General features: G+C 70.9%; 15 protein-coding genes. 9 read left to right on the top strand and 6 right to left on the bottom strand.

Annotated features, from left to right (window positions below; genetic code table 11):
- Positions 1-132 precede the first annotated feature (132 nt).
- On the bottom strand, positions 133-723 hold the full coding sequence (locus ABG085_RS01220) for a DUF1697 domain-containing protein (protein ID WP_347977632.1): 591 nt from the start codon (positions 721-723) through the stop codon (positions 133-135).
- Between the two features lie 149 nt (positions 724-872).
- Here ABG085_RS01220 and ABG085_RS01215 point away from each other — a divergent pair, with 149 nt between their 5' ends.
- Complete coding sequence (locus ABG085_RS01215) at positions 873-1,745, top strand: SDR family oxidoreductase (protein WP_347977631.1); 873 nt, start codon at positions 873-875, stop codon at positions 1,743-1,745.
- Positions 1,746-1,960: 215 nt separating this feature from the next.
- Here ABG085_RS01215 and ABG085_RS01210 read toward each other — a convergent pair whose 3' ends face one another.
- Positions 1,961-4,522, bottom strand: a complete 2,562-nt coding sequence (locus tag ABG085_RS01210) for a DUF3516 domain-containing protein (RefSeq protein WP_347977630.1) — start codon at positions 4,520-4,522, stop codon at positions 1,961-1,963.
- Positions 4,523-4,689: 167 nt separating this feature from the next.
- The gene (locus ABG085_RS01205; RefSeq protein WP_347977629.1) at positions 4,690-5,577 is read right to left on the bottom strand and encodes an SGNH/GDSL hydrolase family protein; all 888 of its coding nucleotides are present in this window, start codon (positions 5,575-5,577) and stop codon (positions 4,690-4,692) included.
- 183 nt (positions 5,578-5,760) lie between these two features.
- Between ABG085_RS01205 and ABG085_RS01200 the strand changes: the two genes are divergently transcribed.
- Complete coding sequence (locus ABG085_RS01200; protein WP_347977628.1) at positions 5,761-6,081, top strand: GNAT family N-acetyltransferase; 321 nt, start codon at positions 5,761-5,763, stop codon at positions 6,079-6,081.
- Between the two features lie 14 nt (positions 6,082-6,095).
- Positions 6,096-7,088, top strand: coding sequence for a pirin family protein (locus tag ABG085_RS01195; RefSeq protein ID WP_347977627.1), 993 nt, complete (start codon positions 6,096-6,098; stop codon positions 7,086-7,088).
- 129 nt (positions 7,089-7,217) lie between these two features.
- Here the strand turns inward: ABG085_RS01195 and ABG085_RS01190 are convergent, their stop codons facing one another.
- On the bottom strand, positions 7,218-10,235 hold the full coding sequence (locus ABG085_RS01190; protein WP_347977626.1) for a S8 family serine peptidase: 3,018 nt from the start codon (positions 10,233-10,235) through the stop codon (positions 7,218-7,220).
- A gap of 139 nt (positions 10,236-10,374) precedes the next feature.
- On the opposite strand from ABG085_RS01190, the gene ABG085_RS01185 reads away from it, so the two are divergent.
- From ABG085_RS01185 to ABG085_RS01165, 5 genes are all read left to right on the top strand, one after another.
- The gene (locus ABG085_RS01185) at positions 10,375-10,926 is read left to right on the top strand and encodes an ECF transporter S component (RefSeq protein ID WP_347977625.1); all 552 of its coding nucleotides are present in this window, start codon (positions 10,375-10,377) and stop codon (positions 10,924-10,926) included.
- Positions 10,927-11,059: 133 nt separating this feature from the next.
- A complete protein-coding gene (locus ABG085_RS01180; protein WP_347977624.1) occupies positions 11,060-12,883 on the top strand; it encodes an energy-coupling factor transporter ATPase in 1,824 nt (607 codons plus the stop codon).
- Complete coding sequence (locus ABG085_RS01175; protein ID WP_347977623.1) at positions 12,880-13,728, top strand: energy-coupling factor transporter transmembrane component T; 849 nt, start codon at positions 12,880-12,882, stop codon at positions 13,726-13,728. The genes ABG085_RS01180 and ABG085_RS01175 overlap by 4 nt, the downstream gene beginning before the upstream one ends.
- A 96-nt stretch (positions 13,729-13,824) precedes the next feature.
- Entirely contained in the window at positions 13,825-14,700 is an 876-nt protein-coding gene (locus tag ABG085_RS01170; protein WP_347977622.1) for a siderophore-interacting protein, read from the top strand.
- Positions 14,697-15,302, top strand: a complete 606-nt coding sequence (locus ABG085_RS01165; RefSeq protein WP_347977621.1) for an ECF transporter S component — start codon at positions 14,697-14,699, stop codon at positions 15,300-15,302. Before ABG085_RS01170 ends, ABG085_RS01165 begins: the two co-directional genes overlap by 4 nt.
- A gap of 87 nt (positions 15,303-15,389) precedes the next feature.
- On the opposite strand, the gene ABG085_RS01160 is transcribed toward ABG085_RS01165, so the two are convergent.
- Entirely contained in the window at positions 15,390-16,553 is a 1,164-nt protein-coding gene (locus tag ABG085_RS01160) for an acyl-CoA dehydrogenase family protein (RefSeq protein ID WP_347977620.1), read from the bottom strand.
- A 201-nt stretch (positions 16,554-16,754) separates the two neighbouring features.
- Entirely contained in the window at positions 16,755-18,047 is a 1,293-nt protein-coding gene (locus ABG085_RS01155) for a M15 family metallopeptidase (protein WP_347977619.1), read from the bottom strand.
- A 185-nt stretch (positions 18,048-18,232) separates the two neighbouring features.
- Between ABG085_RS01155 and ABG085_RS01150 the strand changes: the two genes are divergently transcribed.
- Positions 18,233-20,401, top strand: a complete 2,169-nt coding sequence (locus tag ABG085_RS01150) for an intein-containing Rv2578c family radical SAM protein (protein ID WP_347977618.1) — start codon at positions 18,233-18,235, stop codon at positions 20,399-20,401.
- Positions 20,402-20,439: the final 38 nt, after the last annotated feature.

Genomic DNA, 20,439 nt, shown 5'->3' with positions numbered 1-20,439 from the left:
CGAGGAGCCCGCCGGCGAAGACGGGCCGATCCCGGCGATCCTCGGTTGAGGAACTGAGCCCGGATGCGGAACGACACGCCCCGGCATGTCCCGCATCTCGGCGCAGCTCCTCGGTTGAGGACGGCCCGGCGCTCACGACCACTTCGCGGCGATGGCGGCGATGACCGTGAGGTTGCGGTTGGTCGCGACGCCGAGCAGCTTCGCCGCGCCGAGCGGATCGACGCTGCCGGCGTCGTACCCGGGCCCGAGCAGGGCGTGCGCGACGCGGCCCCGCACCACCATGCCGCCGACCGGCGTCGCGAGCGCTTCGACACTGGCCACGACGTCGGGCGGCAGCTCCTCCTTGAGCAGGTAGACGTAGTGACGCTGGAGCCCCGGGCGTGCGGCGCTGAGCTCCGCCGCCTCGCGCGCGATCTCGGCGATCTCCGCGGCGGTGAACACCATGGTCGGCACGTCGAAGCCGCGATCGGCGGCGAAGGCGTCCTCGAGGGCCTTCTCGATCTTCGGCCGGGAGCGCATCGCCGTCGTGAACCGCACGTTGCCGGTGTTGATGTGCGTCTCGACATCGGTGAACCCGAGGCTCTCGACGACCCGACGGATGTCTTCCTTCGCGAACTTCCGTACGGCACCGAGATTGATCGCGCGCAGGAACGCCACGTAGGTCGGCATGACGCCATCATGACGGATGCCGTGGCCCGCGGCATCCGCTATCGTCTTCGTCATGCAATGCCTGTGACCCGCCTTCGTCACCATCCCGTCCGTCGCGATCCGCGCGGACATGATCCGGACGCCCCACGCCCTCTCCCCTCATCGCTTCGCGCTGCGCGCAGCCGCGAGGGGGCGATCACCCGGCGTCCTTGAAAGGCATCTGCATGTTCTCCTCCACGTCCCTGCCGCTGCGCGGCAAGACCGCCCTCGTCACCGGCGTCTCACGCCGGCGGGGCATCGGCTACGCCGTCGCGACACAGTTCGCGCGGCTCGGCGCCGACGTCTTCCTCCACCACTACCGCGCGCACGACACCCGCCTCCCGTGGGGCGGCGACGACCTCGACGCCGTGCGCGAGGGGCTGCGCGCCGAGCTCACTCCGGGCGCGCAGCTCGGCGACATCAGCGCCGACCTGCGGGACGCGGCATCCGTCCCTGTCGTCGTCGACGCGGCGCGGACTCTCACGGGCCGGCTCGACATCCTGGTGTGCAACCACGCGCAGTCGGGCGACGACGGGTCGATCCTCGACATGACCGCCGAGCGGCTCGACGCGTTCTGGCAGACCAACACCCGCTCGACGATGCTCCTCACCCGCGAGTTCGCGGCGCTGCACGCCGGCGACGCCATCGCCGCCCGGCCCGGTGAGCGGGTCGAGCGCCGCGGCCCGTTCGCGGAGCCGGTCGGTCGGGTGTTCTGGATGACGTCGGGGCAGATCCACGGCCCGATGCGCGGCGAGGTCGCGTACGCGACGAGCAAGGCGGCGCTCGCGGGCATCACGAAGACCGTGGCGGCGGAGCTGCTCGATCTCGGGATCATCCTCAACACGATCGACCCGGGCCCCGTCAATACCGGCTACCTGGACCCCGAGACGTCCGACCGGCCGCTCGAGGAGATCGAGGAGTGGATGCGGGCGACCCCGTTCGGCCGCTACGGCGAGCCCGCCGACCCGGCGCGCCTCATCGGCTGGTTGGCGACGCCCGAAGGCGCGTGGGTGGTCGGACAGGTCCTGACGTCGGACGGCGGCTTCGGCCTGGGCTGACGCCCGGGCATCCGTCATCCGCCATACGCATCCGGACTGCGGCATCGGACCTGCGGCCTCCGCATCCGCCCCGGCCGTCCCTTTGCCGAGAACAGGTGTTCTGGCGAGAACAGGACGATCCGGCGCACGTCGGCCTGCCTACGCCGGAACACCTGTTCCGGGCAACGGGACCGCGCGGCTTGGGGCCTGCGGTGAGGAACGCGCCGAGCCCCGGGCTACAGCCGGACGACCTCGGTCACGCGCACGACGGCCGTGCCGGACTCCTCCGAGGCCGCCAGGTCGACGACGGCGCGGATGCGCCAGTCGTGGTCGCCGGCCGGGTCGTCGATCGTCTGCTCGACGCGCCAGACACCGGAGGCCGCGGCATCCGTCTCATCTACCGTGACGAGTCGCGGCGACCGGGCCGCTCCGCCCGTGAGCATCTCGTCGTGGTCGTCGAAGTAGGCGTCGAGCGCGGCGGGCCAGTCGACGTCGGGGTCGAGCTCGGTGAGCTCGTCGTCGCGCTGCAGCGCGGCGAGCTGGATGCGGCGGAACAGCTCGTTGCGCACCAGTACGCCGAACGCCCGCCGGTTCGTGAGCACCGACGGTGGAGCGGGCGGCACGACCGGGGCCGAGGGGTCGTCGACCGGATTGACCAGCGCCTCCCATTCGTCGACGAGGCTGGAGTCGACCTGGCGCACCACCTCGCCGAGCCACGCGACGAGGTCATGCAGGTCTTCCGTCTGGGCCTCGGCCGGCACCGTCTGGCGGATCGCGCGGTACGCGTCCGACAGGTAGCGCAGCACGAGTCCCTCGCTGCGCGACAGCTGGTACAGCGAGATCAGCTCCGAGAACGACAGCGCCCGCTCGAACATGTCGCGCACCACGGATTTGGGCGACAGCTCGAAGTCGCGGATCCAGGGCTGGCTGGACGCGAACACCTCGTAGGCCTGCGTCAGCAGCTCCTCGAGCGGCTTGGGATAGGTGACGTCCTCGAGCAGCGCCATGCGCTCGTCGTACTCCAGGCCGTCCTGCTTCATCGCCGCGACGGCCTCGCCGCGCGCCTTGTACTCCTGCTGCGAGAGGATCTGACGCGGGTCGTCGAGCGTCGCCTCGATGATGCTCACGACGTCGAGCGCGTAATGCCCGGTGCCGACTCCGCCGTCGGTGCCGGAGGGGTCCAGCAGCCCGATCGCCGCGAGCGCGAAGGGCGACAGGGGCTGGTTGAGCGCGAAGTTGGGCTGCAGATCAACGGTGAGACGGATCTGATTCCGGATGCCGCCGGCCGCCGCATCCGGATCCGCGCTGCGGTCGATCTCGACCACCTCGGCGGCCACCAGCGTGCGGAAGATGGCGATCGCCCGGCGTGCGAGCTCGTAGCGCCGCGCGCGCGGCTCATGGTTGTCGAAGACGAGCGAACGCACGTGCTCGAACACGTCGCCGCCGCGGGCGATGACGTTGATGAGCATCGCGGCGGTCAGCGACAGCTGCGGCACGAGCGGCTCGGGCTCGGCCTCGACGAGGCGCTCGAACGATCCGAGGCCCCAGTTGACGACACCCGTCGGCGCCTTCTTGCGCACGATCTTCTTGCGCTTCGCGGGGTCGTCGCCGGCCTTGCGGAGCGCCGCCTCGTTCTCGATCTCCCACTCGGGCGCCATCACCACGACCGTGCCCGAGGTGTCGTAGCCGGCGCGGCCGGCGCGGCCGGAGATCTGGTGGAACTCGCGCGCCGAGAGCTGGCGCATCTTCGTGCCGTCGTACTTCGAGAGCGCCGTGATCATCACGGTGCGGATGGGCACGTTGATGCCGACGCCGAGCGTGTCGGTGCCGCAGATCACGCGCAGCAGGCCGCGCTGCGCGAGCGTCTCGACGAGGCGCCGGTAGCGCGGCAGCATGCCCGCGTGGTGCACGCCGATCCCCGCGCGCACGTAGCGCGACAGGATGCGGCCGAACGCCGTCGTGAAGCGGAACCCGCCGATCGCCTCGGCGATGGCGTCGCGCTGCTCCCGCGAGACGATGCGGATCGACGACAGCGCCTGCGCCCGCTCCATCGCGGCGGCCTGCGAGAAGTGCACGATGTACACCGGGGCCTCGCCGGTCTGCAGCAGCTCCTCGACCGTCTCGTGCACGGGGGTGCGGGCGTAGGAGAAGTGCAGCGGCACCGGACGGTCCACGCCGGTGATCCGCGAGACGGTGCGCCCGGTGCGGCGCTCGAGGTCTTCGGCGATCGCGGTGACGTCGCCCAGCGTCGCCGACATCAGCACGAACTGGGCGCGTGGCAGAAGCAGCAGCGGCACCTGCCACGCCCACCCGCGCTCGGGGTCGCCGTAGTAGTGGAACTCGTCCATCACCACCTGGTCCACGGCGGCATCCGCACCCTGGCGCAGCGCGATGTTCGCGAGGATCTCGGCGGTGCAGCAGACGATGGGCGCATCCGGGTTCACCGATGAGTCGCCGGTGACCATGCCGACGTTGGCCGCGCCGAAGATGTCGACGAGTGCGAAGAACTTCTCGCTGACCAGCGCCTTGATCGGCGCCGTGTAGTACGTGCGGCCGCCGCGCGCCACGCAGGCGGCGTGGGCCGCGACCGCGACGAGCGACTTGCCGGTGCCCGTCGGCGTCGAGAGGATGACGTGCGAGCCCGACACGATCTCGATGACGGCCTCGTCCTGCGCGGGGTACAGCGCGAACCCCTGATCGCCCGCCCACTCGACGAACGCATCGTAGAGCGCGTCGGCGTCGGGTGATCCGGATCCGGATGCCGCAGCCGCGGTCGCGATGGTGTCGAGGAGCGTCACCGTCTGAGTCTGCCAGGTCGAGGCATCCGCTCCCCCGGCGCGCCGAGCCGCTCTCCGCCGGCAGTGCGACCCGACCGAGAGATCGTGACGGGCAGGCACCGGACGGCGGGGCGGTCGTCGCGCTCTCGGGCGGAAGCCCGGAGCGCGACGACCGGCCCGTGTCCGGACTAGCCGGCGAGCGCCGCCATGACGGCCGAGGCGTACGCCTGCTGGCCTGCGGCGTTCGGGTGGAAGCCCCTGTGGACCGTCCCCTTGCCCGAGGAGAGTCCGCTGATCCAGCGCTCGCCGGTGTCGCACAGTGAGTGCCCGTCGAACGCGGTGGTGACGTCGGCGTATTCGACGCCGGGGTCGGGTGCGCCGAACTGCGCGGTGAACGCCGCCTGGTAGGCCGAGACGCCGCCCGCGACCGCGGCGTTGATGCCGTCGATCCCGGCATTCACCTCCGCCGCCAACTGCGGCGTGAACTTGACCGGCGCGCCTCCGGAGCTGCCGACGCTGCACATCTCCGTGACGGTGCCGAACATCGGCGGATACCCGGTCACGACGATGGCCGCCCCCGGCGCGAGCGTACGGACCAGGCCGACCAGCTGCGCGATGGCGGGCACGATCCCGGGGATGGCCGCGATCGCCGCCGCCTTGGCCGCTGCGCACGCCTCGGGCGTGCCCGCGCTGCTGCAGGCGGGGAGCACGGTCTGCCAGCCGACGTTGTTCACGCCGGCGGTGATCGTCACGAGCTCAGTGGCCGGCCCCAGAACGCCTGTCTGGCCCAGCAGGACCGCCTGTCCGAGGACGTCGGACGTCGTCGCGCCTGCGCACGCGGCGGACATGACGGGTGCACCGACGGCGTCTCCCACGAGCACCGGATACGCCTTCGCCGAACGTCTGCAGTCCTCGTCGACGTACGGCATGTTGCCGGTGCCGGCGGCTTCGGAGTCGCCGATGGCGACGTACGGCGCGCCGACGTGTCCATCGGCCGTCGCGGCGGACGCGCCGCCGAACAGAGCAGTGGCCCCCAGGACGATCGCCGCGAGCGCGGCGACAATGCGTCGTTTCATGATTCCCCTTCGAATCCCTGAATGGATCGATCGATTCCCCCATGAATCGGCCCGCGGACGGATGCCGCCGACACGCCTGACGATAGACCCGCAGCCCCGCCGTGACCAGGGGGACCCCGTGCGCCCGGTGGCGGAATCCGGCGCGGGCCACGTACGTTGAGAACCGACGACGGAAGGACACCTGTGACCGACACTGACGCGCAGCCCATCGTGACCCGCAACGACGACGACCGCCGCTACGAGGTGCACGTCGACGGCGTGCTCGCGGGATTCACCGTGTTCCGCATCGACGCGCGCGGACGCCTGCATTTTCCGCACACCGAGATCGACCCGGCGTTCCGCGGTCGTGGCCTCGCGCAGGCGGTCGTGGGCGAGGCGATGACGGATGCCGCACGCCGCGGTGAGACCGTCGTGCCGCATTGCCCCGTCGTGGCCAAGTATCTGCACGAGCACGAGGTTCCCGGGCTCACCGTCGAGTGGCCCGACCAGCCGCACCCCGAGTGAGTGGCGGCGTCGACATGACCAGGCTGGACGCCGACGACGCCGTCGCGACCGAGACGGCTGTGGAGTGCGCCGGTCCGCGCACCCTGCTGATCGAGACGCGCGAGGTGCCGCTCGGCGGAGTGCGTGCGATGTCGGTGCATCGCTCGCTGCCGCAGCGTGATCTGCCGCTCGTCGGCGCGTGGTGCTTCCTCGATCGGTTCGGACCGCAGCAGGCGCGCATGCGCGTCGAGCCGCACCCGCACATCGGGCTGCAGACCGTCACCTGGCCGTACGAGGGCGAGGTGCGCCACCGCGACTCGGTCGGCAGCGATGTCGTCGTCCGTCGCGGCGCGCTCAACCTCATGACCAGCGGCGCCGGGATCTCCCACTCCGAATACTCGCTGGGCGAGGAGGCCGCATCCCTGGACGCCCTGCAGCTCTGGGTGGCCCTGCCCGAGGTGCGGCGTCACGGCGGCCCCGCGTTCGAGCAGCACGCGGTGCTGCCCGAGGTGACGCTGCCCGCGGTGGCCGGGACGGCGGGCGCGGCGACCGTCGTGCTCGGCGAGCTCGCCGGGGTCGCCTCGCCGGCCACCGTCTACACGCCGATCGTCGGTGCCGAACTGCGGATCCCCGTCGGCGCGACGGTCCGCGTGCCGCTGAACCGGGCGTGGGAGCACGCCCTGGTCGCGGTGTACGGGGAGGCTGCGGTCGCGGGAGAGGAGGGGATCGCCGACGCGGTCACTCTCGACACCGCCCACCTCATGTACCTCGGCACCCGCCGGGAGGACGTCGTGGTCTCGAGTGCCGCGGGCGCGACACTGTTCCTCCTGGGTGGCGAGCCCTTCGAGGACGAGGTCGTGATGTGGTGGAACTTCGTCGGCCGCTCCCACGAAGAGATCGTCGAGGCGCGAGAGGCCTGGGAGTCGGGCGGCGAGCGCTTCGGTCATGTCGTCGACCACGGCGCCGAGCGCATCCCCGCCCCGCCGATGCCCGCCGTCCGGCTCACGCGCCGCCGCCGCCGGCTCTAGTCGCGTCGCACAGCGCCCGGGCCGGGGCCGCTTCCGGCGGGCTCGACGGCGGCGCCCGGCTCGCGGGGCGTCACGCCGACGCAAGAGGCGCCCGGGCCTGAGCCCGGGCGCCTCTTCTTGCGTGAACCGTTACGGCACGTCGACCGAGACGACGGTGCGCACCTGCGAGTCGCCGTAGCGGACGACACCGAGGTAGTTGCCGCTCTCGAGGCCCGACCACGACAGGTTGAACTCCGTCGGGGTGGCCTCGGTCACCGGCAACGGGTTCGGGTCTGCGGTGAGCGATCCGAGTCCGCCCGGCGTGACGAGCGCCGACGTGGCCTGCCAGGTGAACGGCTTCGTGTACGAGTACACGTGAGCCTCGACGAGGTAGTAGCCCGCCGTCGGCGCGATGAGCTGGACCGCCTCATCGGCCGCGGAGGACGCGGACTGCCAGCGCTCGTAGTACCGCAGGTCGGACGGGCTGACCACACGGTAGACCGAGAGGTCGAGGTCCGAGTTGGTTTCGTCGGACGAGTCGAGCGCGAAGCGCGCCAGCTCGGTTCCCGCGGTCACCTGGACCAGTTCGTACGTGTACCCCTCGTCGGCGGCGCCGGTGGTCTCGGTGCCGTCGATCAGCACGTCCTCGGCCGCGAGGCCGGCGACGTTCAGCGCCAGTTCACCGGTCAGGCCGGGGGTGATCTCGATGTCGACGCTGCCGTCGGCACCGCTGCCCTCGACGTCGGCCGGAGCCGCTGCCGTGACCGGGAACACTGCGATCGGCGAGCGCACCTCGGTCGCGCCCGACGTCCACGTGAGGAACCCGGTGGTCCACTTCTCCACGACGGCGTCGGTCTTGGTGAACGACACCGTGAAGGACTTCGTCTCGCCCGCTGCGCCGAAGGTCAGCGTGCTCGGCTCGACGACGACGTCCATGCCCGGCACCGAGGCCGTCGCGGTGAACGTGCCGGCCTGCGTGGAGGTGACCGAGCGGGTCACCGTCTGCGGGCCGGGGAACGTGCCGACGCCGATGGAGGCGAGGTTCAGGTCGCTCGGGTCGCTCGGTTCGGCGTCCTCGAACAGGTCGTCGCCGAGTGCACCCTCGAGGTACGAGGCCCAGTCGGCGGCACCGTTGAGGTACAGCAGACCCGGGTTGAAGTACTTCGTGGGGTCGACGTGACCGGCGCCCTGTGCGAACGGGTCGGTGTTCTCCGAGCCGTCGGCGTTGACCGTGTTGTACGCAGTCGTCATGAGCGCCGACTTGACCTCGGCCGGCGCCGCCAGCGGCTTCTCACCGAGGTAGAGCGCACCGAGACCGGCGACCTGCGGCGACGACATCGAGGTGCCCGACTTGAAGCCGAACGTCGGTGCCTCGTCGGGACCGTTGTGGGTCGCCGCGAGGATCGCGACACCGGGAGCCGAGACGTCGGGCTTGATGACGTCCGCGCCGTCGGCGAGCATCGGGCCACGGCTCGAGAAGCCGGCGACCTGCGGGGTGGGCGTCACCTTGCCGGTGACGTTGTCACCGACGAGCGTCGCGGTGGCCCCGGCCGTCTTGCGCACGTAGTCGAGCAGCGCCGTACGGTACTGCGCGTCGATGTGCACGGTCGGCACCGAGTGGAAGTCGTTGTCGAGCGAGCCCGGCGTCACGTTGACGAGGATCATGCCCGTGCCACCCGCAGCGGCGACTTCCTGCGACTTCTCGACACGCGCGTTGGTGCCGCGGTCGCAAACCACGAACTTGCCCGCGACCTTGGCCGGGTCGAGCGTGCCGAGGAAGCAGAGCGCCGCCTCGTTGGGAGCCGCTCCTGCCTTCGCGACGTCGCCCGCGTACACGACCGGACCGGTGATGCTCTCTCCGAACGGGACGCTCACCGACGCGCCGGCGGCCTGGAAGCCGTTCGGCAGCTGGACCGTACCCTCGTAGGTCGGGATGGTGGATGCCGCGACCGTGGTGTACCACGGCGAGGCGTGGTCGGCCGTGACGGCGCCAGGACCGTCGTTGCCCGCGCTCACCGCGACGAACACGCCGGCGGCGGCCGCGTTGAAGAACGAGATGTCTTCCGGCTGCAGCACGGTCTTGGCCGCACCGCCGCCGATCGAGTAGTTGATCACGTCGACGCCGTCGGCGACCGCCGTGTCGATCGCACCGAGCAGGTCGCTCAGGGCGCAGATGTCGTCGGTGGTGACCAGGTCGTCGGGGCCGACGTAGCAGGCCTTGTACGACGCGACCTTGGCCGCGGGCGCGACGCCCGAGACCTCGCCGAAGCCGATGCCCTCGACCGAGGCGGCGACGCCGAAGTTGCCGGCCGCGGTGCTCGCGGTGTGCGAACCGTGGCCGTCGCCGTCACGCGGCGACAGGAAGTCGTAGCTGAAGTCGAACCCGGCAGCCGCCGCACCGTCGGCGAAGTACTGCGCGCCGATGAGCTTGGTGTTGTAGAGGTCCTTCGACCAGCCCTGGTCCTCCGCGGCAACGCGAGTGGCGCGGTACTCGTTGCCGTCCGCCTTGGCGAAGACGACCTGGTCGCGGTTGATATAGGGCGCGGCGCCGGCCTTGCCGGTGAGCTTGTCGCCCGCGAACAGCGGGTTCTCCGGCGCGATACCGGTGTCGACCACACCCACGACGACACCCTTGCCGGCCTCGCTGACGCCGCCGACGGCATCCCACACCCCGCCGGTGCCGGCGTCGCCGGAGCCGAGGCCGAGGAACTCGGTGGAGGGCACGGCCGCGTTCGGGTGACGGATCTCGTCGGGGAACACGCCCAGCACGCTCTTGTCGCCCGAGAGCTTCGCCACCTGCGCGGCGTCGAGGTCGGCGCTGAAGCCGTTGAGGGTCACCTGATAGGTGACCGCCGGCGTCACGCCCGCTGCATCGGCGACGGTCTGCTGCTCCTTCTTGAGGTGCGCGACGTACTTCTGCGAGTTGGCGGAGTGCGCGTCGAGCTGCTTGCCCTTGTCGGGCTTCGTGCGCTGGATGCCGGTTTCGCCGCCTTCGTAGGTCGCCAGGGGCGCATCCTTGAGCATCACGATGTAGCGGCCGGAGGGGGAGTCGATCGGGATGGGGTTCTTCACCTCCCCGGGTGCAGCGCCGAAGCTTGCTGTGGCAGTGCCCGTGAACAGGGCGGCGAGTGTGACGACCGCTGCTGCTCTGAGGGAGGATCGACCCATAGTGGCCTCCAGGTTGATTGCTGGGGAGTGCTGCGCCACTTCGTCGGGGCGCAGCGACCTCAAACGTAACTCTCAGTGGAATCCCAGTAAATGAGAGCTTTGTGAGAAACGTGCGGGTTCGTCCCAGTAACCTGGGCAGGTGGCTGCCCGAACCCGGATCTCGACGAGCGTTCTGCTCACCTGCGCCGCCATCGGCGTCGCGACGGGCGTTCTGCAGGCGGGCGCCGGTGCCATCAGCGGGTTCGTCTCCGCGGGGGCGCCGATCCTCTACGGCCTGGTGCTGGGCGTGCACGTGCTGCCCGGCGTCGTGGCGCAGGAGCTGCTCCGCCGACCGTGGGTCGCGCTGATCACGCACCTCGTCGCAGCACTCGTCGCGAGCGCCGTCGTACCGCTGTGGATCGGCCGCTACATCGGCACCGCACTGCTCATCGGAGCGCTGCAGGAGCTGATCGCCGCCGTCTCGCGCTACCAGCGATGGGAACCCTGGCGCTTCTTCCTCTCGGCCGTCATCGTGGGTGCGGTCATCGCCGTCGCGATCTGGTTCGCCGCGGACGTCACCCGCTTCCCGCTGTGGGGGCAGATCGTCTACGTGGCCCTGTTCATCGTCGGCCCTGTGGCGTGGACGGCCGTGGGACTCGCGATCGGCAGCGCGCTGCGCCGCGCCGGTGTCGCGCGCCGCAGCCGAAGCTGAGGCATCCGCGTCTCCCTCGACACCGCGCATTCCCAACGCGCCGCGTCCGCCGCTTCTCGGCGCGCGTGAACGGATTGGTGGGCGGCGGGAACCCGAGTAAGTTAGGGAAGGCTAAGTTTCCCTCGACGATCGGATGCCCGTGTCCTCTGCCGTGCCGCTGCTGCAGGTGCGCGAGCTCGGCATCACCCACGACGGCGAGACCACGCCGGCTCCGGCATCCGTCTCGTTCGATATCGCCTCCGGAGAAGTGGTGCTGCTGCTCGGCCCCAGCGGGTCCGGCAAGTCGACCCTGACCCTGGCCTTGAACGGCCTGCTGCCGCAGGCGGTTCCGGCGGACGTCACCGGCTCGGTCGAGGTCGACGGGCTCGACACGCAGACGACTCCCGTGGCGGAGCTCAGCACCCGGGTCGGCATGGTCTTCCAGGACCCCGACGCCCAGCTCGTGACCGGCACGGTGCTCGACGAGGTGGCCTTCGGACCCGAGAATCTGCGGATGCCGGTCGCCGAGGTGCTGGCCCGCGCCGAGGACGCCCTGCGCCGCGTCGGCCTCTGGGAGCGGCGGTCCGAGAACCCCGACCGGCTGTCGGGCGGCGGGCGCCAGCGTCTGGCGATCGCGTGCGCCCTCGCGATGGGCTCGCCGCTGCTCGTGCTCGATGAGCCCACCGCGAATCTCGACCCGGCCGGAATCGAGGAGGTCTACGCCGCGCTGGCCGAGCTGGTCTCGGCCGGCGACCACGCCATCCTGCTCGTGGAGCACAACCTCGATGCGGCCGTCGGCTTCGTCGACCGCGTCGTCGTACTCGATCACGACGGTCACCTCGCCGCCGACGGCAGCGTCGACGATGTGCTCCGCGGACGCGCGGAAGACCTGCACGCCATGGGCGTGTGGCTGCCGGTGTCGACGATCGCGGCGCTGCGGCTGCGCCGCGCCGGCTTCGCGCTCGACCCTCTCCCCCTGACCCCGGACGAGCTGCGCCAGGCCCTCGAGGCGGAGGATGCGCCGACGGGATCCCGGTCGTCGAGCGAGCGAGGAGCGACGGAGACGAAACGCGCCGAACCCGCGTCGATCGTCGGACCGGAGCGTTCCGATCCGCAGGCTCGCTCAACGCCCGGTTCCGGCTCGCCCCTCATCACGGTCCGGAACCTCACCCTCCGCCGCGGACGCACCGAGGTGCTGCACGGCATCGACCTCGACGTGCCGCGCGGCGCGTTCGCGGCCGTGGTGGGCGCCAACGGCGCGGGCAAGACCAGCCTCATCCAGGCGCTCGCCGGCGTCGTCGCTCCACCCAAGGGCACGGTGCACGTCGACGGGCTCGACATCGGCCGCGCGGATGCCCGCACCCTGAGCACCCGGATCGGGTTCGTGTTCCAGAACCCGGAGCACCAGTTCATCGCGCACACCGTATTCGACGAGATCGCCCACGGCCTGCGCCGGCAGCACCTCCCCGACGATGAGGTACGCACGCGAACCGTGGAGCTGCTCGAGCGGTTCGGCCTCGCCGGCAAGGCCGACAGTCACCCGTTCCTTCTGTCGGGCGGACAGAAGCGGCGGCTCTCGGTCGGCACGGCGCTGGTCGCCGGTGCGCCGGTGCTGGTGCTCGACGAGCCCACCTTCGGCCAGGATCGCGCCCGCGCCGACGAGCTACTGTCGCTGCTCTCGGAACTCAACGCCGAGGGCACGACGATCGTCGTCGTCACGCACGACATGCAGCTCGTGACCGACTATGCCGACCGCACCGTCGTGCTGGCCGACGGCCGCGTGCTCGCCGAGGGGCCCACCGCCGGGATCTTCGCCGACGACGCCCTGATCGCCCGCGCGGGTCTGCGCCCGCCGCCGCTGCGCCGCGCGCTGCGGGGTGTACAGCGGCATCCCGAGCTCTCCCGCGTCGCGCGCCTCGCGGACCTCCCCGGCGCGACGAACCCGGTCGTGCCGCATGCCACGGGAGGTGCGGCATGACCGACACCGGCCCGCTCACCGCGGCGACGGCCACGCACTCGACCGTGGATCCGTACGCCCGGCGGGCCGCGGCATCCGGGATCCGCTTCCTGTACGGGCTCAACCCGCTCGCGAAGCTGGCGGCGCCGCTGCCGGCGATGGCGCTGCTGGTATTCGTGAGGGATGCCGCGACCCCCGCCGCCTTCCTCCTGCTCGCGTACGCGGTGCTGCTGGTCGGGGTCGACTTCACCCGGCGGCTCGCAGCGGTGCTCTTCCTCGCGCTGCCGATCAGTGCCGTCGTGATCGGCATCGGGTTCGCACTGTGGACCGATGCGTCCCGCGTGGACCAGTCCTTCGTGGTGTGGCAGATCGGCGGCTGGACCATGTACGGCGGCGCGCTCGCGGTCGGCGCGGCCACGGCCCTGCGGCTGTCGGCGATCGTCGCGCTCACCCTCATCGCCGGGCTGTCGACCACCGGTCCCGACCTCGTGCGGGCGACCGTCCAGCAGCTGCGCGTGCCGTACCGGATCGGCTACACGGCGCTGGCCGCGTTCCGGTTCGTGCCGCGGTTCGGGCACGAGCTCGACGTCATCCGCCAGGCTCACCGCGTGCGCGGCGCCCACGGCGGCCGGGGTCCGCTCGCCGCGGCCGCGCGATGGTTCGGGTATGTCGTGCCGCTCATGGCCGGCGCCATCCGTCATGCCGAGCGCGTCGCCCTCGCGATGGACGCCCGCGCGTTCGGCGCGCACGCCGATCGCACCGAGCGGTACATCGTGCCGTGGCGACGGCGCGACACCGTGTTCATCATCGCGTTCTGGGCGGTCTCGGCCGCACTGTTCGCCGCCTTCTTCCCCTGGGGTCTGTGATGACCTCCGCCGCGCTCGACACCACCGCCGTTCTCGGCACCCTCGCCGTCGGCACCCTCGCCCTCAACACCCCCGCCGTCCACAAGGAGCACTGACATGGCCCCGGTCCCCCGACTCGTCAAGCCCGACACCCAGGGCCTCGTGCACCTGCAGGTGCTGCGCACCGAGCGTCTCTCGCCGCACTGGATGCGCGTGACGCTGGGCGGCGGCGAGATCGACCGGTTCCGCCCCATGGGGTACGACCAGTGGTTCCGCCTCTTCCTCCCGCTCGGCGGCGACGAGGGCCTCGACCGTCTCCCCGCGAAGGCGAACAAGATGTTCGGGTACCTCAAGTACCTCCGCATCCCCGACGGCGTGCGGCCGGTCATGCGCAACTACACGGTCCGCGCCTATCGCCCCGCGACGGCTGACGCCGCGGCCGAGATCGACGTCGACTTCGTGCTGCACGGCTCGGCCGCCGACGGCACGGCGGGTCCGGCGTCGCGGTGGGCGGAGTCCTGCCGTGCGGGCGAGAGCGTCGTCATCATCGACGAGGGCCTCACCTTCAACCCCGACCGCGGCACGGATCGGGTCGTGCTCGTCGCCGACGAGACGGGTCTTCCCGCCGTCGCCGGCATCTGCGCCTCACTGCCGGCACACGCGACGGGCCTCGCGATCGTCGAGGTGCCCTCGTCCGAGGACGCGCTGGACTTCTCCCGCCCCGACGGTCTCACGGTGCAGTGGATCGTGCGCGACCACGGCGTCGCGCCTGGAGCCCTCGCGCTGCAGGCGCTGCAGCAGGCGACGCTGCCGGATGCCCCGTTCCACGCGTACACCGTGGGCGAGCAGGCTCTCGCGACCGAGGGCCGCCGGCACCTCGTCGGCGGGCGCGGCGTCTCGAAGGACCACGTGAGCTTCTGCGGCTACTGGCGCATCGGAACCGCGTCGCCCGCCCCCAAGTCGCAGCGCGCCACGGCGGAGGCCCACTCATGAGCGGCCCGGGCCAAACGGCCGCCGTCCCCACGACGCCGGCGCCCGCCACGCGCGGGCCGGCGCGCAACCGCGGCCGCGTGACCACGGCGTACCTGCTGACCTGTGCCGCGATCGGCGTCGCCGGCGGCGTGATGCTGTGGGGCGCCGGGTGGATCTCGACGGTGCTGTTCGCGACCGTGCCGTTCATCTCGGTCGCGATCGCCGGCCTGTGGCTGCTCCCGGCGACCGTCGCACTGCGGCTGCTCGAGCGGCCCTTCGCCGGCATCCTCGTCGGCGTGATCTCGGGGCTCGTGGTCTTCCCGTTCCTCGGCGCGGCCGTGTGGTGGGCGTTCTTCGCCGAGCTGGCGTTCCTGGTCGGTCTCTACCGCTTCTGGCGCACCTGGCAGTACTACGCCGGCGCGGTGTTCGTCGGAGTCGTCTACCCGATCTTCGCCGCGGCATCCTTCAATCTCGCGGCCATGCCGCTCTGGACCCTCGTGACGTTCTTCGCCCTCACGATCGCCAGCTGCGTCGCGGGCGTGGCGCTCGGCATCCTCGTCGCCGACCGCCTGCGCAAGGCCGGCGTCGCGAAGCTCGCGCGCCGGCGCCCGGCAGCCGCCTGACGCCCACCACCTCCTGCAGACGACGGATGCCGCGGCCCGAGCCCTCGCGAGAGGGCCGGGCCGCGGCATCCGTCGTTCAGAAGCGGGTCAGCGCTTGCCGGCGATCTGACGGCCGACGATCTCGCGCATGATCTCGTTCGTGCCGCCGTAGATGCGGTGGACGCGCGCGTCGAGGAACGCGCGGGCGATCGGATACTCGGTGATGTAGCCGTAGCCGCCGTGCAGCTGCACGCAGGTGTCGAGGATCTCCCACTCGCGCTCGGTCGTCCAGAACTTGACCTTCGCAGCCTCTTCGGCCGACAGCTTGCCGTCCTTGTAGGCCAGCAGCGCCCGGTCGAGGTACGCCCACATCACGTCGACGCTGGTGGCGACATCCGCCAGCTTGAAGCGGGTGTTCTGGAAGTCGATGATCCGCTCGCCGAAGGCCTCACGGCTCTTCGTGTAGTCGACGGTCCAGGCGAGGGCGGCCTGCGAGGCGGCGCCCGCGGCGATGCCGATCGACAGACGCTCGAGCGGCAGGTTCATCATGAGCTGGATGAAGCCCTGGCCCTCCTTGCCGCTGATGAGGTTCTCTTCGGGCACGAACACGTCGCTGAACGACAGCTCGGCGGTGTCGTGGCCGTGCGAGCCCATCTTGTGGAGCTTCTTGCCGTGGTCGAAGCCGTCCATGCCGTTCTCGATGATGAGCAGGCTGAAGGCATCCGGGCGGTTGCCCTCGCCGGTCTTGACGAAGGTGACCACGATGTCGGCGGTCTTGCCGCTCGAGATGAAGGTCTTGGCGCCGTTGACGACGTAGCCGCCCTCGACCCGCTTCGCGGTGGTCTTGATGCCGCGCAGGTCGCTGCCCGCGCCGGGCTCGGTCATCGCGAGTGCCCCGAGGACCTCGCCCGTCGCCATGCGCGGGAGCCACTTCTCCTTCTGCTCCTGCGTGCCCATGTGCACGATGTACGGCACGGCGAGGTCGTCCTGGATGCCGAACGCGCCGGCGAGCGAACCGGCGCCGGCACCGATGACCTCTTCGTTCACGATGGTGCGGAAGCGGTAGTCCTGGAGCATGCCGGCGCCGCCGAACTCCTCGGGCACCGAGAGGCCGATCAGGCCAGACTCGCCGGCCGCGAGCATGGTCGCCCGGTCGATCTCGCCCTCGGCATCCCAGCGCTCGCGCGCCTCGTTCGTCGCGTAGCGCTTGACGAACTCCTTGACGACGTCGCGGAACGCCTCGTGATCCTCGTCGTAGATGTCGCGCTCCATGGTGCGCCTTCCTCTCGTCGGTCTTCTCTTCGCTGAGCTCGAGTGTGTGGAGACGATCCCCGGCTGGAATTGCATCTCACCGCATATGGTACTCAGTTTCACCGAACGGATGCCGTGATCCTGCCGCCGACGGCGTGCGAGTGGTCCCTGACCCCGCGGTGACGCTCCGGGCAGCAGGCCCATCTGGCGGCGAGCCGGCGGTCAGCCGAGGTACCCCGGAGCGGGGTCGAGCGCGAAGAACTCCTCGAGCGAGGTCCAGCCGCCGTCGTGATAGGCCTTGGCGAGTTCTGGACCGATGTAGCGCAGGTGCCAGGGCTCGGGGTTGTATCCGGTCACCGGCGTCGCGCCTTCGACGTAGCGGACGATCCAGCCGTGCTCCCAGGCGTGCTCGGCGACCCACTGGCCCTGCGCGGTCCGTGCGAGCTCGTCGAGGGAGCCGCACGCGCCCGCACAGGCGACGACATCCGCACCGAGGCCGAGCTGGTGCTCGCTGTAGCCGGGCCGGGCGCTCACCTGGTCGGCGCGATCGCCGCGCTCGGCGAAATGCCGCCCGTAGGTCTGCTGCTGCGTCTGGTACGAGCGGAACCCGCTTTCGAGCGCGATCTCGCCGACACCCGCCGCGCGCGCCCCCTCGACGAGCGATGCGAGAGCGGACGCCGCGTCCGAACGCAGCGCGCCGCCCTCGATGTTGCGCACCCCGTCGGGGAGCACGAGGCCGCTCGGGCGGTAGTCGATGGGGTTCAGCGGGCGGATCTTGTCGACGACGGTCCAGACGCGGGCGGCATCACCCAGGTCCACGCAGGGGGCCCGTCCTTCCACGACCGCCGCGCGGAACGCCTCGCCGCCGCCGGCCGCCACGATCGCGGCCTCGTCGTTGCCACCCTGCAGCGCCGACGTGACATCGGGCAGTGCGCAGATGTCGGCGGCGGGAGGCGACTGCTCGACCTGGGGCACGGGGAGCTGATCGACGTGGCGCGGCTCGACCGCGATGGAGAGGGACGCCTCAGCGCCCTCCGGCGGCAGGGAAGGCAGCATCATCGCGGTCATCGCCGCCGACCCGAGCAACAGGGCCGCGCCGGTGGCGAGCCCCGCTACGACCGCGAGCCGCCGCGTGAGCCGCCGCGGGCGGGCGTGCTGTACCGGCAGCGCGGTCTCGTCGACGGCGAGCAGCTCGGCCGCGCGGGCGGCCCGGCGTTCGCTCATGACCGGCCGGCGCTGACGCGCGGGCCGGGAACGCGGCTGCACGCTCGATGCGGGTGCCCCGTCGGGGGCCGATATCGACTGCGGCGGGGCGCCGGCGAGCACAGGTGCCGGCTCAGGCGGGCGGAGTTCGGGGGGCAGCGTCGAGGGCACCGCGCCCGACAGCGAGCTCGGCGCGAAGTCCTCGCTCGACCGCTCGAACGCCACCACGGCGTCGGGGGCGGGGGCCGGGACCGGATGGCTGACGCGGGCCGCCGCGGTCGCGCGGGCGCGACGATGCTCCTCCTCGCGCATCGCTCGGGCGGCACGACGAGTCTCGGGGGCGGCTCGGGGGGTAACGAGCCCGCCTGGCTCCGTCACGCCTGCCATTCTGGTCGTGACGGCGCCTTTCCGCCAGCGAGGCGCCGTCCACTCCGCCGATGTTCTATTCAGGTGAGTCGCTCCTTGACTTAAGTTCGAAGCTTTGTTCTCATGGAGGCATGCGTTGGCAGGGTCAGGAACTGGGTGTGCCGGATGCCGCGGCCCTGCCCGGCCTCGAGCAGCTCAACGGTCTGGTGCGCTCGGTGACGACCCCCGAGTTCGCCGGCGTGACGTTCCACGAGGTGCTCTGCAAGTCCGCGCTCAACCACGTGCCGAGCGCCTCCGCCATGCCCTTCGACTGGACGGTGAACCCGTATCGCGGATGCAGTCATGCATGTGTTTATTGCCTGCATCCCGACACGGTCGTGCTCATGGCAGACGGACGGAGCCAGCGGATAGGCGACATACGTGCCGGTGATGAGGTGATCGGCACCCGTCGCGAGGGAGCGTACCGCCGCTACGTGCGGGCCACCGTGTCGGCACAGTGGGGCACGCGCAAGCGCGCTTACCGTGTGAGTCTCGCCGATGGCACCGAGCTGATCGCGAGCGGCGACCACCGCTTCTTGACCGAACGGGGGTGGAAGTACGTCCGCCCGGCGCCGTCCGGAGCGCCGCAGCGCCCCTACCTGACACCCAACAACAAGCTCATGGGTTTCGGCATGGGGGGCGTCGTTGAGACTCCCCCTGAGACGAGCGCCTATCGCCAGGGGTATCTCAGCGGGATGATTCGCGGCGACGCGATGATGCTGAGAAAGACGTACCCTCGGTCGACCGGCAGGGGCACCTTTGTGGCGAGCCGGTTCCGGCTGGCGCTCGCCGATGAAGAGGCGCTTGATCGGTCGCGCGATTTCCTGGAAGCCGCAGGCGTGAAGACCACCCAGCGGATGTTCACCACGGCGACGGTTCGCCGGCGCGAGATGAACGCGATCTTCACCTCTCGGGCAGCGGACTTCGACGCCATCACCAAGTTGATCGGCTGGCCGGAGTCGGCCTGCGCTGAATGGTCGCGTGGCTTCCTCGCCGGGATCTTCGATGCGGAAGGGAGCTGCAGTCAAGGCGTGCTGCGAATCTCCAACTCCGATGCGCGGATCCTCTCCGAGATCGGCGCCGCATTGCGCCGCTTTCAGTTCGCCTTCGTAGAGGAACCGCCACGGCCGAACGGCGTGCGGGATATCCGGCTCCTCGGGGGTCTTCCCGCTCGTCGACGATTCTTCGAGCTCACCCGACCCGCGATCACGCGCAAGCTGGATCTCGTCGGAGCCGCCGTCAAGTCCGACGCCCCGCTTCGCGTCGTCTCCATCGAGGATCTCGGTGAGACCATCGACATGGTCGACATCACGACCTCGACCGGCGATTTCATCGCAAACGGTGTGATCAGCCACAACTGTTTCGCCCGGGGGACGCACGAGTATCTCGAGCTCGACGCGGGGCGCGACTTCGACACCCAGGTCGTCGTCAAGGTCAACGTCGCCGAGGTGCTGCAGAAAGAACTGCGGCGGGGCAGCTGGCAGCGCGATCCTGTGATGCTGGGCACGAACACCGACCCGTATCAGCGTGCCGAAGGTCGCTACAAGCTGATGCCCGGCATCGTCTCGGCTCTCACCGAGTCGGGAACACCCTTCTCGATCCTCACGAAGGGCACGCTGCTGCGGCGAGACCTGCCGATGCTGAAGGATGCCGCAGCCGACGTGCACGTCACGCTGGCGATGTCGATCGCGGTGTTCGACGACGAACTGCAGCACCTCATCGAGCCCGGCACCCCCAACGCCACCGCGCGCCTGGAGACGGTGCGGGCGGCGACCGAGGCGGGCTTCCGCGTCACCGTGTTCCTGATGCCGATCATCCCCCACCTCACCGATTCCATCGCGGCGATCGACCACGCACTCACGCGGATCAAGGAAGCGGGTGCGGTGCGGGTCGTGTACGGCGCGCTCCATCTGCGTCCAGGCGCGAAGCAGTGGTTCCTGCAGTGGCTCGCCGAGCAGCATCCCGAACTCGTGTCCTCCTATCGAGGGCTCTACCCCGGTGCGACGACGACGGCCCCGAAGGCCTACCGGGCGTGGCTTGCGAAGCGCGTGCGTCCGCTGCTGCGCGTGCACGGCCTCGACGGCAGCGCCGAAGACGAGAGCCCGCGGGGTGCTCCGGTCGCGGGCCTCGCCGATCGCGCCGACGCCCGCAGCACACCGCCGATCGTCACGACCTCGCGCGGACGCGCGGCGGCCACTTCACTGCGAGCGGCAGCGGCACGTCTCACACCCGGCGAGGAGGCATCCGCTCGCCTGTTCTGATCCGCTGCGCGCACGCCGACCCGCACCGACGGCGAGGG

This window comes from Microbacterium sp. ProA8 (genome assembly GCF_039905635.1).
GTDB classification, from domain to species: Bacteria; Actinomycetota; Actinomycetes; order Actinomycetales; family Microbacteriaceae; genus Microbacterium; species Microbacterium chionoecetis.
This window is presented reverse-complemented; position numbering and strand designations above follow the sequence as displayed.